Source organism: Pseudomonas sp. LAIL14HWK12:I10, assembly GCF_900184205.1.
Taxonomy (GTDB): Bacteria; Pseudomonadota; Gammaproteobacteria; order Pseudomonadales; family Pseudomonadaceae; genus Aquipseudomonas; species Aquipseudomonas kermanshahensis.
The window spans coordinates 217,391-232,586 of sequence record NZ_FXWU01000003.1; the positions used below are offsets into that span (position 1 = coordinate 217,391).

Here is a 15,196-nt window from a genome sequence, read left to right on the forward strand (position 1 = left end):
CGTCGCTCGCCAAACCAGGCGACGCGGGCCAGCCCTGTACCTCAGGGCAAGGTGATCCAGACCGCCTTGGTCTCCAGCAAAAACTCCAGTTGTTCAGCGCCCATGTCCTTGCCATAGCCCGATTGTTTGTAGCCGCCAAACGGCATGGAGGGGTCCAGCGTGCTGTGGGCGTTGACGTAGACGGTGCCAGCGCGCAGGCGCGGGATCAGCCCGTGGACCTTGCCCAGGTCGTTGGAATAGATGGCCGCGGCCAAGCCGTATTCCGAATCGTTGGCCAGCGCCAGGGCCTGCTCCTGGGTATCGAAGGGCAAGGTCACCAGCACCGGGCCAAAGATCTCCTCGCGGACGATGCGCATGTCGTTGTTGCAGTGGGCGAAGATGGTTGGCTGCACGTAGAAGCCCGGGCCTTCGACCGGCTCGCCACCGTAGTGCACCTGCGCCCCTTCGGCCTTGCCCAGGGCGATGTATTCCAGTACCCGCTGCTGTTGCTGGCGCGACACCATGGGGCTGATGAAGCAGTCAGGGTCCAGGCCCGGGGCAATCTTCAGCGTGGCCGTATAGCGGGCCAGCGCTTCGAGGAAGGCTGGGTAGACGCTGCGCTCGACATAGGCACGGGTACCGGCATCACACACCTGCCCCGAGTTGAAGAACACACCGTTGGCGACCGCCTCGGCCGCCGCGTCAAGGTCGGCATCGGCGAACACGATCACCGGCGACTTGCCGCCCAGTTCCAGGGTCAGGCGTTTCATCTGGTCCATCGCCGCCTTGCCCACCGAGCAGCCCACCGGGGTAGAGCCGGTGAAGCTCAGCTTGTCGATGCCTGGGTGGCTGGACATCGCCGTGCCCACCACGCTGCCGCGACCGGTGACGATGTTCAGCACACCGTCAGGGATGCCCGCCGCCTGCACCAGCTCGGCAAAGCGCAGGACCGACAGCGACGTCAGCTCCGCCGGTTTTACCACCACGGTGCAGCCGGTCGCCAACGCCGCGCCGAGCTTCCAGGCCATGGTTTGCAGCGGGAAGTTCCAGGGCACGATGGCCCCCACCACGCCGACCGCTTCCTTGCGGGTGTAGGCCAGGTAGTTGCCCGGCAGCGAAGGCTCGACCGTGCGCCCATGAATCTTGCTGGCCCAGCCGGCGAAATAGCGCAGCGTATCGACGGTACCTTGGATATCCACGGCGCGGGCCTGGGCGACCGACTTGCCCATGTCGATCGACTCGATCTGCGCCAGCTCGTCGGCATTGTCCTCTATGAGGTCGGCCAAGCGATGAATCAGGCGCTCACGTTCCAGGGGCTTGAGCTGACTCCAGGGGCCGCCATCGAATTGCGCACGGGCGGCACGCACCGCGCGGTCGAGGTCGTCCTGCGTGCCCATCGGGATGCGCGTCAGCACACCCTCGGTGGACGGTTCGATGACCTCGGCGCTGGCACCGTCACTGGCCTCGAGCCAGGCACCGCCAATGAACATGCGCTGGGGCTTGCAGAGAAAACGCTGGGTGGCCTCGGAAACGCCGAAGGCCTGCAGGTAGGCTTTTACCTTGTTGTCCACGGTACAGTCTCCGGATCAGCGGGCGTTGGCACGCGCGTGGAAGATGAAGCCGATGCTGTTCATCAGCAATTGCGCGGCCAGAATCGAGGTCACGCCTGCCGGGTCGTAGGCCGGGGCCACTTCCACCAGGTCCATGCCGACAATCCGCCCCTGGCTGCGTCGGGCCAACGCCTGGATGATCTCCAGCACTTCGTAGTAGAAGAATCCGCCATGGCTCGGGGTGCCGGTGCCTGGGGCGATGGACGGGTCGAAGCCATCGATGTCGATGGTGATGTAGTAGTCGCGGCCTTCGGGGATCTTTGCCAGCACACCTTCGCAGCCCAGGCGACGCACGTCGCGTACCGAGAGGATCTGCGAGCCGGCTTCGCGTGCGGCATCGTAGTCGTCGCGGTTGGAGGACGACACGTTGCGGATGCCCATTTGGGTCATGCCGACGATGTGGTCCAGCTCCGAGGCGCGGCGCAAGGGGCTGCCATGGCCGTAGCGCACGCCATGGCGCTCGTCGACGAAGTCGAGGTGGGCATCGAAGTGCACGATGTGGATCGGCCCACGCCCTTCGAAGGCCTTGATGACTGGCGCATGGATCGAGTGGTCGCCGCCCAGTACGATCGGCATGGCACCCGCCGCGAGGATCTGGCGCACGGCCGACTCGATGTTGGCATTGCTGGTGGCCATGTCGGTGTGCACGATATCGGCGTCGCCGACATCGACCATGCGCAGCTGGTCATCGGTCAGGTAGGTGGCGTCATCTTCGAAGTCGTAGGCACCGGCGTGGCCGAACGAGAACAGGGTCGATGCCTCGCGGATGCCGCGCGGTCCGAACCGTGCGCCCGAGCGCCATTGGGTCCCCATGTCGTTGGGCGCGCCGAGGATCGCCACATCGGCGTCGATGGCATTCCAGTCGGTGCAGATGGGTGACTTGGCGAAGGTGCAATGCCCTACGAAGGGCAGGTTCAGGCGGCCGGATTCATAACCGTGCTTTGCCATGTTCGGGTTTCTCCACTTATTGTTCTGGTCAGGAGACGGGGCGACTGCTCGACCGCCGTTGCAGCCACTATGGCGGCAGGCCAACGCGGGAAAAATGCGCAAGTGCAGATGCATACATCGGCCAACCCGAAGTAATCGCCCGCTGCCAGCGGCCAGGCGAAATGCCGGGTGTGCACCAGCAGTCATTTGCAGGTGCCGGGCATTGCAGTGATCACAGGGGCGTGGTTAGCTTGAAAAAAAACAATGGCCGGACGCTCATATCAGCCAGCGCGATGTGACGCACCGCCAGGAGGCCCCAGTGATCCAGCTCCACGACGTCGATCTGAAGCTCCTCAGGGTATTCACCACCATCGTCAGGTGCGGTGGCTTTTCTGCGGCGCAGGCCGCCCTCAACGCCGGCCAATCGACCATCAGCGAACAGATGACGCACCTGGAAACCCGCCTTGGGGTCAAGCTGTGCCAGCGCGGGCGCAGTGGCTTTCGCCTGACCGAACAGGGCGTGGCCATCCACGAAGCCACCTTGCGCCTGCTCAGCGCGGTGGAAAGCTTTTGCATGGATGCCGACGTGCTCAAGCAGCACATCAGCGGCAAGCTCAACCTGGGCATCATCGACTCCACCCTGACCGACACCGCCTCGCCTCTGCCGCGCACCACCCAGCGCTTTGTTTCACGCGGGCACGATGCCCACCTGCACATCTACATCGGCGCCCCGGCGGAGCTGGAAGAGCGTGTGCTGGACAGCCGGCTGCACCTGGCCATCGGCCATTTTCCGCTGCGCGTGCCGGGGCTTTCGTACCTGCCGCTGTACGACGAAGCCCTGGGGCTGTACTGCGGCCGCCGCCATCCGTTGTACGCCAGCAAGGCGGCGAACGGCCGGTTGCTTGAAGAGGTTCGCCAGTGCCATATCGTGGTGCGCGGCTATATGCAGCAATACGACCTGGAGCAACTGGGCATCACCAAGGCCGCCGCGACCGTGGAGAACATTGAGGCGGCCGCGATCCTGATCATTTCCGGTGCCTATATCGGGTTTCTGCCGGTGCACTTCGCCGAGCAGTGGGTGAAAACCGGCGAAATGCGCCGGCTGGGCGCCAATACCCTGGACCTCACCTCGCCCTTCGACGTGATCACCCGGCGCGGGGTGTCACCACCGCCGATCCTGCGGGCGTTCCTCGAAGACCTGAACGCCTGCATGCACCAGGCCGGGGGCGTTTGAGCCCGCAGGCTCAGGCAATAACCCGGGCAACCTGCTGCGCGCGAACAAGCCCAGTCGTCGCCAGGCCCTGAAGCCTTGCCACCAGCACGGCGCGGGCGGTTGGCGAGGTGGCAGGGTCGATAATCCGATACTGGCGATCGCACCAGCCGCTGATCTCCTGTAGCCAGCCGGCCTGCAGGACGGGCTCGGCGTCCAGGCGCTGCAACAGGTAGGCCACTTGCTGCCAGCCAGACAACAGGTGGAGCACCGCCAAGCGACGCGGCGCCGGGCATTCATGCCAATGGCGGTCCAACCAGGCGCTTGCCTCGACATTGACGGTCGCCCAGGGCAGCTTGCCCAATTGCACGATGGTGGCGGCGAACACCTTGTCCGAAGGGTCGCCCAGCAGGCCGAACAGCTCACCCGCAGTGGCCTCCCCTGCCTGGTGCACCGCAGCAAAACGCACAAAGGGATAGCGCGATTGCAAAGCGGCCCTCCACCACGCGAGGGGGAGTTCCACCTGCAGTTCTGCGCCAAGGCCAAGCACGCCCAGCCAATCGCGTTTTGTGGTGGGCATTTCACCGGCCAGGCGCGCCGCCAGCACCGCCGCAGCGTCAACCCCGTAGCGCGGCGCCTGCCAACGCGCAAGGCTGCGGATAGCGGGCGAGGCATCCAGCAAGACCTGGCGCAGTAACGGCTGCGGGTCATCCAGCAAGGGCAGCAATGCCCGCAGCACACAGACCCGCACCTTGGCAGCCGCGTGTGGCAAGGCGTGCACTAACAGCGGCACGGCTTGCGCAGCGGGGAGCGCCTGGCACGCAGCAACCGCTGCCAAGCGAACGGTCAATTCGCGGTGGGCCAAGGCATCACGCAGCAGGGTTGCAGGCTCGGTGTCGGCTTCCAGCAAGCGCGCAAACAGAAAACGCGCTGTCTTGCCTTGCCGGGTCAGAAAATCAAGGTGGACCTCACGCCGAGCCTGAGCCCCCTGCAACACTGCACACACCTGTTCCAGGGTGGCAGCATGATCGACCCGCCGGCGCGCAGCCAGCGCCACCACTGATTCCAGGGCGCTCAACAATGACGTCACATGGGCGCTTGTGAGGTAAGGCTGAATGCCCGCCTTGGCCAGTTCGCGAACCTGCGGCACCCAGTCATTCAACCGCTCGATCAGCGCCTGCAAGGCTTGCGGCGTTTGCTCGGCGCACAGCGCCCGTACCGCGACTTCTCGCACGAAGCCGTTGTCGTGATGGCTGAGGGTGATCCACGTATCGCCATCGTGGGCAGACGCGATCAGTTCGAGGGCTTCATTACGCCGCTGATCGGCCCAGGACCCTGCTGGTACCTGCCTTGCCTTCAGCCGACCCAACCAGTTGCTGATGGAGCTTACATTCATTCCCTTGTATTCCATGTACGTGCAGTGTGGGCTTCAGACGCTATTCGAAGGCTCAGGTTTCACGGCAGCTGAATTCGGAGCCTGGTTCAATCTGCATCTGCAGCCAGCTGCCCCTCGATCCAGTCGATGAATGCCCGCACGTGTGGTCGTTTCAACTGCTCTTTGCGGGCGACCAGGTAGTAGGCAAAACGTGAAGGCCAGGGCCGGTCCACGGCCACCACCAGGCTGCCGTTACGCAGCCCCTCTTCGGCGTGTTGCGCCTGTACCAGGGCGATACCTTGACCACTCGCGGCCGCGCTTAGCAACAGCAGCTCCTCGTCAAAACTCGGCCCGCGCCGGCTGCGGCTGTCGGGCTCGAAGCCATGGGCCTGCAACCACAGCGTCCAGTCGGCACGGTCGGCATCCTGCAGCAGCGGGTACCGCAAGCAATCCTCAGGCGCATGCAGTGGCGGGCCGCTGGCGAGCAGTGCCGGGCTGCACACCGGCAACAGCACCGGCGCCAACAAGGGTATCGACTGCAGCCCCGGGTAGTCGCCCAGGCCATGGCGCAGGGCGATGTCGACACGGTCGCGGTGCAGGTCGACCAACGCCGCCGTGGCCTCGACACGGACCTCGATGCCGGGGTGCAGCGTGCTGAAACTGGCCAGGCGCGGCACCAGCCAGCTAGAAGCGAAGGACGGTTGCGTGCTGATGGTCAGGGTGCTGGCGCGGGCCAAGGCTTCAATGTCGAGCAGTGCGCGCTCGATGTCGCCGAAGCCACGTGATACGCCTGGGTACAGGCTCGCCCCAGCCTCGGTGAGTTGCACGCCATGACGGCTGCGGGTCAACAGAGTGACGCCTAGGCGGTCCTCCAGCAGGCGAAGCTGCTGGCTGATGGCCCCAGGCGAAACCCCCATGCGCTCGGCGGCGGCTTTCAAGCTACCCAGGCGAGTGGTTTCGCTGAAGGCGCGCAAGGCAAGCAGTGGCAGGACGGCGCCCATTACATTCCTCACTTTAGAAAAACTAACGTTAAGGGTAGAAGCAATCGTTTTTGTATCTTGCTTCATCTGCATAGCATAGCGCTCAGGCCTAACAACTTGCGTTAGTTTTTCTGAGGTTATTCGACATGCCTGAACCTTCACTCGTCGCAGATATCGCGACCTTCGCCTGCCAGCCCCGGCCACCGGCCCATGAACGCCCACAACCCAGGAACAGCCATGAACGCTAAAGCTGCCACCTGCGGCGCCAACGCCAACGCTTTCGCCCACCACCCCGGCTACCGGCGCATGTTTGCCCCGGATCACCTGACCCTGGGCATCTTCATGCCGCAGCGCTTCTATGACGGCGACCTGCAGGCCCTGGCCGGGCAGGCGCGGCTGGTCGGTGAAATCGACCGCCTGGGCTTTGCCGCAGCCTGGGTGCGCGATGTGCCGTTGTTTGACCCGGCCTTCGGTGATGCCGGTCAGGTATTCGACCCGTTCACCTATCTGGCTTACCTGGCCGCGCACACCCGGCAGATCGCCCTGGTGACCGGCAGCGCGATCTTTGCCTTGCGCCACCCGATCGACCTGGCCAAGGCCGCCACCACCGTTGATACCTTGTCGGGCGGGCGCTTGGTGCTTGGCATTGCCTCAGGCGACCGCCCCGTGGAGTTTCCGGCGTATGGCCTGGACCACGGCAGCCGCGGCGAGCGCTTTGCGCACAGCGTGGACTACTTCCGCCAACTGTTGGCCGAGCACCCAGGGCCTATTCAGTCGCCGTTGGGCCAGCTCAGTAACGCCCGACTGTTGCCCAGGCCTGTGTCAGGGCGCATCCCCCTGGTGGTGACCGGCTCGTCGCGCCAGACCCTGCAGTGGCTGGGCGAGCACGCCGATGGCTGGCTGACCTACCCCGACGCCACCCATAACATCCTGGGCCCACGCCGCCTGGCCGAAAAAATCCGCGCTTGGCGCGAAGCGATCCCGGGCGGCGGGTTCCGCCCGCACATGACCAACGAATGGATCGACCTGGACGACGACCCCAACTTCCCGCGTACGCCGCAGCAAGGCGGCTATGTACTGCGCACCGGGCGCAACGGGCTGATCGACTTGCTTGGCGAGTGGCGCGAGGCTGGGGTCAATCATGCGGCCTTGGGCGTGCAGATGGCGCGGCGCCCGGCCCGGGAAATCATTCAGGAACTGGCCGAAGAGGTATTGCCGCTGTTTCCGGCGCTGGCCGGGCCTGCGCCGCAGTCGCAAGACTGGTAAAGCGTGCCAGGCAACGCAAATGTGCAGCGGACGGTGTGGGGCTTGCCCGCGAAGCAGGCGCCGCGGTGGATGGCACGGGCTTCGCCCGTGTTCGCGGGCAAGCCCGCTCCCACCCGAACTGTGTAGCCTCCAAGGCTAGGGCCGCACCTGGACTGCCCCCAGCCCTTTGGGCCGCGTTGTCGAGCAGAGAACAAAGTTCGTAAGCGAGTTGCTGACCCTGTGGGAGCGGGTTTACCCGCGAACACGGGCGAAGCCCGTGCCATCCAAGGTGGTGCCTGCTTCGCGGGTAAACCCATTCCTACAGAAATCACGCTGCGCCTTGAGCCTGCGCTGTACTTTCAGGCTTTGGTAGCGGTTGCTCTCGCCATGGCGTGCCCGTCCGGATCATCGCGTTGTTGCACGATGAAGACCCGCATACCACTACAAGACAGTTGCTCTCACACGGGCACTGCTAGAACAGTGAAACGTGAGGTTTCCTACAGAAGCGGGCTTGCCTGTGGCATTGCCGCGAGCCACTGCATCATCAACTGTGCCAGCACTTGAGGCTGTTCAAGCGGGATCATATGACCGGAGCCTTGAATGATCTCGAGGCGTGCTCCCGGGATCTGACTGCACAAGGCTTCAGCCTCTTCAACTTGCCTCAGCGCGTCCTGCGCTGCCGCAATCACAAGTGTCGGGCACTGGATCTGATGAGGCCCCACGTCCGCTCTGGTCAGCAGCGACTGTGTGGCAAATACCGCATGCCCCATGCGTGCCCCCATCTCACGAATCCTCCCAGTCAGGGCGTTATCCGCAGCACGCTGCGGATGCACCGACTGCCTGATCGCAGCCAGGCTCAAACCGCGAAACTGCCCGTGAGCCGACGCATCGACCGCCGCTTGCTTGGCTTTCTGCCGCTCGGGCGAATCTTCACGCAGGGAGGTAGCGATCAGTATCAGGGCAGCCACACGATCTGGGCACTGCTGCACGATTGATCTCGCCACATAGCCCCCAAGGGAAAAACCAACGAGGACGAAACGAGGCGGCGCACTTGCCACGACATGGCGGGCGATCTGCGCAAGGGTTTGACCCTGGAGCAGGTTGGCCCGGTGGACCTCACACGTAGCGGGCAGGCTCTCGACCACTTCATCCCAGAGCGTTTCGTCCAGCACAAAGCCTGGGATCAACACCAGGGAGAGCGCGTTTTCAGGGGGCATGTCTTCACCAGGCAAATCCAGACAGCAGCATACGGGCCAACCCTGATCAGTTACACAGCGGGTCGCGCAACGCATCGGCAATGTGTGTGTATAACGCATCGGCGGCGCGTGAACCTGCGGAGTCTCGACTGCGGGTCAGTACCACCTCCGCCACCGGCAGGTCCGGCAGGCCGTGCCGCAGGTCGAGCACCTTGAGGTGCGCCGGCAAGCTGCAGCGGGTGACCACCGCCACCGCCAGGCCACTGTCCATCGCCGTCAATTGGCCGCTGACGTTAGGGCTGTTATAGACCACGCGATACTCCCGCCCCAACCCGGTAATGGCGGCGAGTATCGATGTGCGCAAGCGATCGCTGAGCCCGTGCACCGCGATCGGCAGCGGGCTGCGCTTCCACGCCTCATGCTGCTCGGCGCCGCCCCATACCAGCGCTTCCCTGAACAGCAGTTCGCCGCGCGATGGCGCGTCACGGGTCAACAGCGCCAGGTCGATCTGGCCACGGTCAACCTTTGCCCACAGTGTGGCTGAGTCCTCGCAGGCCAGGGTGACCTCGACCTCGCCAAAGCGGGTCATGAAACTGCGCAAGGCCGGCATCAGGTAGGTCACGGCATAGTCATCCGGCACACCCAGGGTGACGCGCCCGGACACCGCACCGCCGTGCATCGCGTCTACCATCGTCGAGTGGGCCTCGAGCAACTTGCGCGCGTGGCCGAGCAGGTCGTAGCCGGCGGGGGTCAACGACAGCTGCCGAGGCTCGCGCTTGAACATCGGCCGGCCGAGGCTGTCCTCGAGCTTTTTCAGCTGCATGCTCACTGCCGACTGGGAGCGAGCGACCTGACGCGCGGCTGCCGTCATCGACCCGCTGTCCACCACGGCCAGAAACGTGCGCAACCAGTCGATCTGTAAATCCTTGGACTGCATGGTGGTGCGCTGCCATTCGATAATCGAATGCCTTGTATAACAGATATTCGCTTTTATGGAGTATCCCTGTGCCAGCACACTTGTCGCTACAACGACAGCATCAGCACAGCATTGAGTACGTCCCATGCCCCACCTGCACACCCGAAGCGAAATCTTGCGAGGCGCCAAAGATGCGCTCCCCGTCATGTTCGCGGTCGCGCCCTATGCCATGGTCCTTGGCGCACAAGCCTCTCAGGTCGGCCTGTCTTTGGCTGAAGTGGGCGCGATGACGGGCCTGAACTTCGCCGGGGGTTCGGAGTTTGCCGCTATCAAATTGTGGGCGGCGGTCCCGCCAATGCTGACGATCGTACTCATCACCCTGCTGATCAACAGCCGGCACATCGTCATGGGCGCCGCCTTGGCGCCGTTTCTGCAGCACCTGCCTAAACGCAAGGTGATTCCTGCGTTGTTCTTCATGGCCGACGAAGGGTGGGCGATCAGCTACGCCGACACCCTGCGCCGTTCGCAGGGCCAGCAACTGCCCGCGTTCAGTTGGCCGTACTACTGGGGCGCCTGCCTGCCCTTCTACCCCGTCTGGGTCGGTTTTGCCTTGATCGGCGCGGCAATCGGCCCGGTGCTCGGCAACATTGAAGCTTATGGCTTTGCCATGGCCTTTCCGGCGGTATTCATCGTGCTGCTCAGGGGCATGTGGAAAGGGCCGCGGCTGGCGTGCGCGTGGCTGGTCAGCCTACTGGTGGCGATTCTGGTGTACCTGACGGTGCCGGGGGCCTGGTTCGTGTTTGCTGGCGTGATCGCGGGCATGCTGTTTACCTACCTGCGGGAGGTCATGCAATGATCAGCGCGGCGGCTTTGCTGACAATACTGGGCATGGCCTCTGCCACCTATGCAACACGGCTGGCAGGTTACCTGTTGCTGCGCAAGCGCAAGCTCGGGCCGCGTGCCCGCGCCGTCATGGAGGCAGCACCGGGCTGCGTGCTGATTTCGGTGATCGCCCCACACTTTGTCTCGCCTCATCCTGAAGAGTTGATTGCGCTGGGCATCACGCTGGTTGCCGCATGGCGCTTGCCGATGCTGTTCACCGTCGCGATTGGCGTGGCGTCGTTGGCGGTACTGCGATTGTATTGGTCGTGAGAACCTGGATTTTGCCCTTCTGCGCGACAAGGACGCTGCATGCTCGTCAACTCGGTCCGCCTAAGCCTCTCCCGCTCCAGCTTCGAGTGACTGATCTGCTTAAGGCAATGCTTGCATCACCTCGTCAACCATCTTCTGCGTACTGTTCGTACCGTCAACCCGCAACACTGCAGACTTCTGCTCTGCCAACCACGCCTCGTGCCACGCTCGGTTGCGCCCCGAGAAGTTAGGGTCGTCATACTGCGAGGCCCATTCGCGGAAGGCCGTGTGGATCCCGTGCATGTCGCCACCCGGTGCAATCCGATCGCCAAAGCGCTCTTTTTCACGCGCGGCCAGCCGTTCAAGGCGAATGGGCGTTGGGGTGACGACGAACACGGTCAGGTCGACGTGCGCAAGCAGCGCATCGCCCCACACCATGCAGGAACCGGTCAGTACCCAATCTTGGTCACCGAGCTTTTGCTGGATCACTTTCACGCGGTCAGGAACAGGCCGCTTGGTCGTGAAAGGTGGGTCGGTGGGCATCCAGTAAGCATCATCGACATCGACATGCCGCGCGCCAAGCACGGTCGCGAGGTTTTGACCCAAGGTGGTCACACCGGCACAGGAAGCACCCGTAATGTAGATTCGCAATTGTTCCTCCATGAATGCACGCCGAAAACGGGCAGCACTATACACCCGACCTGCGCAAGGCGCTGAAGCCGACGGCTGGCATCGGGTCAGCGTCAGGAAGAAATGGCAGGCTCAACGCTCCATGACATAAGTACCCGGCGCAGGGCAAAGCGGCCGGTACTTGCGCGAGCCCAGCTTCTTTGGCGCCGCCAGGCTTTCGCCGGAACGCTGCCCAATCCATTCGCGCCAATGCGGCCACCAACTGCCTTGCTGGCGCTCCCCGGCGTGCTGCAGCCAGGTTTCCGGCGCCTCGGCGGCGGCGGGCGCCGCGTAGTAGAACGACTTGGGGTTGCCGGGTGGGTTTACCAGGCTTTGCAAGTGGCCGGCATTGGACAGCACGTAGGTCGTGTCCTCGCCGAACAGCCGGGCGGTGCCGTAGCAGCCTTGCCAGGGGGTGATGTGGTCGGTAGTGCCGCCCACCACATAGGCGCCCACCGTTACCTGGGTCATGTCGATCAACTCGCCGGCAATTTCCAGGGTGCCGGGGTTGCTGTAGGGGTTTTGCTGGATGAGGTCGAGGTAGTCCGCGTGCAGCTGAGCGGGGAGCCGCGTGGTGTCGTCGTTCCAGGCGAGAATGTCAAATGCCGGCGGTGGGTTGCCCAGCAGGTAGTTGTTGACCCAGTAGTTCCAGATCAGGTCGTTCGGGCGCATCCAGGCGAACATGCGGCCCATGTCCTGGCCACTGAGCACACCCTTGCGCCGGGAGCTGGCCTTGGCCGCGCGCAGGGCGGACGGCGTGGTGAACAGCCCCAAGGTGGTGTCGTTAAGCGCCGACGCCGTGTCGAGCACGCACACGGCCCAGCTGGTATTGGCCACTTTGTGGCCCTCGCCACGGGCCGCCAGCCAGCCCAGGTAGGCTGCCAGGGTGATGCCGCCCGAGCAGGAGCCCCACATGTTTACATCCGGGCTACGGGTAATTCGACGCGCCACGTCCACCGCCTGATCGAGGCACAGCGCGTAATCGGACAAGCCCCAGTCACAGTGCTCGCGGGTGGGGTTGCGCCAACTGATGACGAACAGGCTCACGCCGCTGTCCTGTATCCACTTGACCAGGCTTTTTTCCGGCGACAGGTCGATGGCGTAGTACTTGTTGATTTGTGGCTGCGACATGACCAAGGGCCGGGCAAAGACCTTTTCGGTGGTGGGCGCGAACTGCAGCAGCTCGAACATTTCGCAGCGAAACACCACCTCGCCCTTGGCCGTGGCGATGTTTTCACCCACCGTGAATGGCGTACTGTCGACCTGCCTCGGGAGGCCGCGGTTATTCAGCATGTCCTGGCCGAAGTGGCGGATGCCCCTGGCCATGCTCATGCCGCCTGTGTCCACCCATTTGCGCAGCGCCGCGGGATTGGTCAGCGGGGAGTTGCTCGGTGCCAAAGCATCGGCCAGCTGTGCTGCGACGAAGCGGGCGCGGCTTTTTTCCAGCGGGGCCAGGTCGGTGGCCTCGATGAAGCGGGTCAGCTCTGCCTGGCCAGCCAGGTAACTCTGTAACAGTGCGCGCAGGAAGGCGTTGGATTGCCAGGCCGGGTCGGCGAAGCGCTTGTCCTTCGGGTCTGGCGCGATGCTGGTGTTGCCTGCGACGATGCCGCGCAGCGCCTTAAGGTAGCCCCCCACATGGGCACCCGCCTTGAGCGGCGAGGTGCCTACGGCCTTGAGCAGGTAGCCGGCTGAACTGGCCAGGTCGGCCGGGCGCATGCTGACCAGGGGGTTGCCTGCCAGGGGCTGGCAGGGGGTGACGGTCTCGTTCGTTTGCGTGGATCTGCTCATGGCGGCTCTTGATTCCGGGCACGGTTGTGTTGTGCTCCGACTCTAAGGCAGCCGTGGCTGCGGCCACTTCTCATCCCGCGACAGCGGTTTTTCACTTCATGACGGGGGAGCGATCTGACCGAAAGCACCGGCAAACTCGGTGCCATCCACGCTATGGTCAACACGACTCCCCGAAAGAGCAATCACGGCTAGGCACCTCGATGTCTGGACACAGGATGCTAGCGCTCACCGCACCTTCCAGAGGCTCCATTCGTTGACTGACTCACAGCACAGCCCTACCTACGCAAAACGGTTCGAAGCCGTGCTTGCCTACATCGACAACCATCTCGAAGATGACCTGTCGGTGAATGCACTGAGTCGCATCGCCAACTTCTCGGCGTTTCACTTCCATCGGCAGTTCACGGCGTTCATGGGCGTTCCGGTTTCACGCTATGTGCAACTGATGCGGCTTCGACGCGCGGCGCACCAAATGGTCGCCTCGCCCGCAACGTCCGTGCTGGAGGCCGCATTCGGCGCTGGTTTCGAAAGCCCCGAAGCCTTTTCCAGAGCCTTCAAGCGTGCCTTCGGCATGGCGCCGAGCGTGTTCGCCAAGGCCCCGAACTGGCAGGCCTGGAGTGCGGTATTCGTTGTTCCCCATCGTTCCAGGAGTATCACCATGCAGATCCGTATCGTGGATTTCACCGAAACCCGCGTAGCCGCGCTCGAACACCGAGGTGCGCCCGCCCTAGTCGGCGAAAGCGTCGCGCGTTTTCGCCAATGGCGCATGCACAGCGGCCAATCGCCAGTGGCCAGCAGCCGCACCTTCGGCATCCCCTTCGACAACCCCGACACCACACCGTTGCACGCCTTCCGCTTCGCCGTTTGCGGCGAGATAGACGAGGCTGTGCAGCCCAACGATTTCGGCGTGCACGAACGGCTTATCCCGGCGGGGCGCTGTGCGGTGATTCGGCATACCGGTTCGCCTGACTACATTGGCGAAACCATCTACCCGCTTTATCGTGACTGGTTGCCGTCGAGCAACGAAGAGCTGCGCGACCATCCGCTGTTCTTCCATTACCTGAGCGCGTACCCGGAAACGCCCTTGGAGCAATGGCAAACGGATATCTACGTCCCGCTGAAGTAGGCCGTGCCCTGCCCGCCCGGTGCCGGGCCACCGAGCCCCCACCCATGAGCCTCTTCGATAAAGTGCAGCACTGCACGCGAACGCTCGTCAATCCGTGAAATCAGCGAAAGTTCACTGACCATTTCCGCTTGCGCCAGGGGCACGATGCGGATGCCCGGCATGGTCAGCCGGGTCATGGTTTCGGGCACGATGCTCAGGCCGATGCCGGCGGCCACCAGCCCGGGAATACTCATCAGCGACGGCACATACATGATGTTCTGCGGGTGCAACTGGTGCTGCCGGCACGCCTGGAGGGTGTGGGAGGTCAGGCCGATGCCGGTGCTGTCCTGGAGAAACACGAACTTTTCGTGGCGCAGGGTCGACAGGTCCCCGCTGAAGCGGTCGGCCAATTCATGGTTGTCCGGGATGAGCAGGACGAGCCTGGACTGGCTGAATGGGTGGGTGCGCAGACGGTCCGGCAGGTGGTCCTTGAACACCCGGGCAAAGGCCAGGTCGAGTTTGTGGTCAAGCAACATGTCGAACTGCGCGCGAATACCGGCGTCGACCAGCGACACCTTGACCTCGGGGAACGTGCTGAAGTAATGCCGGAGCAATTGCGGCAAATTGGCTTCGAACAATGCCGAGTGGTAACCGATGTTGATTTCGCCCACCTCCCCCCGCTTGGCACGCCGGGCCGCGGCCATTGCCCGTTCGCTGGCCTCGATGGACTGCCGCGCGTGGGGCAGGAACGCCTCGCCAGCAGCGGTCAACGCCACGCCGCGGTTCTCCCGCCGGAACAGCGTCAGCCCGAGTTCAGACTCAAGCGTTCGCATCAATTGGCTCAGGGCCGGTTGTGCAATGCCCAGTTGCTCTGCCGCCCGGCTGAAATGCTGCAGGTCAGCGGCGACCACAAACGCTCTAAGGTGACGCAGTTCCATAATCGCTACCCATAAGGCTGGCTTATCTATTTATCGTGATTTTGATAATTATTCTGCAAGCAGGATGCGCTAACGTCTATTCACTTCGACGATTCCTTTCCACTGCATAGCCCGAGCGGAATCGTATGGG

The 15,196-nt window shown here is 63.6% G+C and carries 14 protein-coding genes; 5 read left to right on the top strand and 9 right to left on the bottom strand.

Annotation, left to right across the window (positions count from 1 at the left end; all coding sequences use genetic code 11):
- Positions 1-41: 41 nt before the first annotated feature.
- Both QOS90_RS08070 and speB read right to left on the bottom strand, forming a co-directional pair.
- Positions 42-1,550, bottom strand: a complete 1,509-nt coding sequence (locus QOS90_RS08070; RefSeq protein ID WP_027596334.1) for an aldehyde dehydrogenase family protein — start codon at positions 1,548-1,550, stop codon at positions 42-44.
- 15 nt (positions 1,551-1,565) lie between these two features.
- Positions 1,566-2,537: an agmatinase gene (gene speB, locus QOS90_RS08075; RefSeq protein WP_027596333.1), complete on the bottom strand. Its 972-nt coding sequence runs from the start codon at positions 2,535-2,537 to the stop codon at positions 1,566-1,568.
- 298 nt (positions 2,538-2,835) lie between these two features.
- Between speB and QOS90_RS08080 the strand changes: the two genes are divergently transcribed.
- Positions 2,836-3,750: a LysR family transcriptional regulator gene (locus QOS90_RS08080; protein WP_027596332.1), complete on the top strand. Its 915-nt coding sequence runs from the start codon at positions 2,836-2,838 to the stop codon at positions 3,748-3,750.
- Between the two features lie 10 nt (positions 3,751-3,760).
- Here the strand turns inward: QOS90_RS08080 and QOS90_RS08085 are convergent, their stop codons facing one another.
- Together QOS90_RS08085 and QOS90_RS08090 are read right to left on the bottom strand one after the other, a co-directional pair.
- On the bottom strand, positions 3,761-5,122 hold the full coding sequence (locus QOS90_RS08085) for a HEAT repeat domain-containing protein (RefSeq protein WP_033694337.1): 1,362 nt from the start codon (positions 5,120-5,122) through the stop codon (positions 3,761-3,763).
- Positions 5,123-5,208: 86 nt separating this feature from the next.
- The gene (locus tag QOS90_RS08090) at positions 5,209-6,102 is read right to left on the bottom strand and encodes a LysR substrate-binding domain-containing protein (RefSeq protein WP_027596330.1); all 894 of its coding nucleotides are present in this window, start codon (positions 6,100-6,102) and stop codon (positions 5,209-5,211) included.
- A gap of 216 nt (positions 6,103-6,318) precedes the next feature.
- Between QOS90_RS08090 and QOS90_RS08095 the strand changes: the two genes are divergently transcribed.
- Positions 6,319-7,347 (top strand): LLM class oxidoreductase, encoded by a 1,029-nt coding sequence (locus QOS90_RS08095; protein ID WP_027596329.1) that lies wholly within the window; start codon positions 6,319-6,321, stop codon positions 7,345-7,347.
- A gap of 476 nt (positions 7,348-7,823) precedes the next feature.
- Here the strand turns inward: QOS90_RS08095 and QOS90_RS08100 are convergent, their stop codons facing one another.
- Together QOS90_RS08100 and QOS90_RS08105 are read right to left on the bottom strand one after the other, a co-directional pair.
- Entirely contained in the window at positions 7,824-8,543 is a 720-nt protein-coding gene (locus tag QOS90_RS08100) for an alpha/beta fold hydrolase (RefSeq protein WP_085273206.1), read from the bottom strand.
- A gap of 46 nt (positions 8,544-8,589) precedes the next feature.
- Positions 8,590-9,459 (bottom strand): LysR family transcriptional regulator, encoded by an 870-nt coding sequence (locus QOS90_RS08105; RefSeq protein WP_033694336.1) that lies wholly within the window; start codon positions 9,457-9,459, stop codon positions 8,590-8,592.
- A gap of 124 nt (positions 9,460-9,583) precedes the next feature.
- Between QOS90_RS08105 and QOS90_RS08110 the strand changes: the two genes are divergently transcribed.
- Together QOS90_RS08110 and QOS90_RS08115 are read left to right on the top strand one after the other, a co-directional pair.
- Positions 9,584-10,294 (top strand): AzlC family ABC transporter permease, encoded by a 711-nt coding sequence (locus QOS90_RS08110; RefSeq protein WP_085273205.1) that lies wholly within the window; start codon positions 9,584-9,586, stop codon positions 10,292-10,294.
- Entirely contained in the window at positions 10,291-10,590 is a 300-nt protein-coding gene (locus QOS90_RS08115; RefSeq protein ID WP_027596326.1) for an AzlD family protein, read from the top strand. The genes QOS90_RS08110 and QOS90_RS08115 overlap by 4 nt, the downstream gene beginning before the upstream one ends.
- Positions 10,591-10,689: 99 nt before the next feature.
- On the opposite strand, the gene QOS90_RS08120 is transcribed toward QOS90_RS08115, so the two are convergent.
- Positions 10,690-11,220: a P-loop NTPase family protein gene (locus QOS90_RS08120; RefSeq protein WP_085273204.1), complete on the bottom strand. Its 531-nt coding sequence runs from the start codon at positions 11,218-11,220 to the stop codon at positions 10,690-10,692.
- A 111-nt stretch (positions 11,221-11,331) separates the two neighbouring features.
- The gene (locus tag QOS90_RS08125) at positions 11,332-13,026 is read right to left on the bottom strand and encodes an alpha/beta fold hydrolase (protein ID WP_085273203.1); all 1,695 of its coding nucleotides are present in this window, start codon (positions 13,024-13,026) and stop codon (positions 11,332-11,334) included.
- 253 nt (positions 13,027-13,279) lie between these two features.
- Between QOS90_RS08125 and QOS90_RS08130 the strand changes: the two genes are divergently transcribed.
- Positions 13,280-14,149, top strand: coding sequence for an AraC family transcriptional regulator (locus tag QOS90_RS08130; protein ID WP_085273202.1), 870 nt, complete (start codon positions 13,280-13,282; stop codon positions 14,147-14,149).
- Here the strand turns inward: QOS90_RS08130 and QOS90_RS08135 are convergent.
- Entirely contained in the window at positions 14,131-15,066 is a 936-nt protein-coding gene (locus QOS90_RS08135) for a LysR family transcriptional regulator (RefSeq protein ID WP_050580786.1), read from the bottom strand. The genes QOS90_RS08130 and QOS90_RS08135 overlap by 19 nt on opposite strands.
- Positions 15,067-15,196: the final 130 nt, after the last annotated feature.

What these genes read in the sequence shown, in the direction of transcription:
- speB (WP_027596333.1), bottom strand. Translation starts at nt 2,537, where the DNA reads ATGGCAAAGCACGGTTATGAATCCGGCCGCCTGAACCTGCCCTTCGTA.
- QOS90_RS08085 (WP_033694337.1), bottom strand. Translation starts at nt 5,122, where the DNA reads ATGAATGTAAGCTCCATCAGCAACTGGTTGGGTCGGCTGAAGGCAAGG.
- QOS90_RS08090 (WP_027596330.1), bottom strand. Translation starts at nt 6,102, where the DNA reads ATGGGCGCCGTCCTGCCACTGCTTGCCTTGCGCGCCTTCAGCGAAACC.
- QOS90_RS08095 (WP_027596329.1), top strand. Translation starts at nt 6,319, where the DNA reads ATGAACGCTAAAGCTGCCACCTGCGGCGCCAACGCCAACGCTTTCGCC.
- QOS90_RS08100 (WP_085273206.1), bottom strand. Translation starts at nt 8,543, where the DNA reads ATGCCCCCTGAAAACGCGCTCTCCCTGGTGTTGATCCCAGGCTTTGTG.
- QOS90_RS08105 (WP_033694336.1), bottom strand. Translation starts at nt 9,459, where the DNA reads ATGCAGTCCAAGGATTTACAGATCGACTGGTTGCGCACGTTTCTGGCC.
- QOS90_RS08110 (WP_085273205.1), top strand. Translation starts at nt 9,584, where the DNA reads ATGCCCCACCTGCACACCCGAAGCGAAATCTTGCGAGGCGCCAAAGAT.
- QOS90_RS08115 (WP_027596326.1), top strand. Translation starts at nt 10,291, where the DNA reads ATGATCAGCGCGGCGGCTTTGCTGACAATACTGGGCATGGCCTCTGCC.
- QOS90_RS08125 (WP_085273203.1), bottom strand. Translation starts at nt 13,026, where the DNA reads ATGAGCAGATCCACGCAAACGAACGAGACCGTCACCCCCTGCCAGCCC.
- QOS90_RS08135 (WP_050580786.1), bottom strand. Translation starts at nt 15,066, where the DNA reads ATGGAACTGCGTCACCTTAGAGCGTTTGTGGTCGCCGCTGACCTGCAG.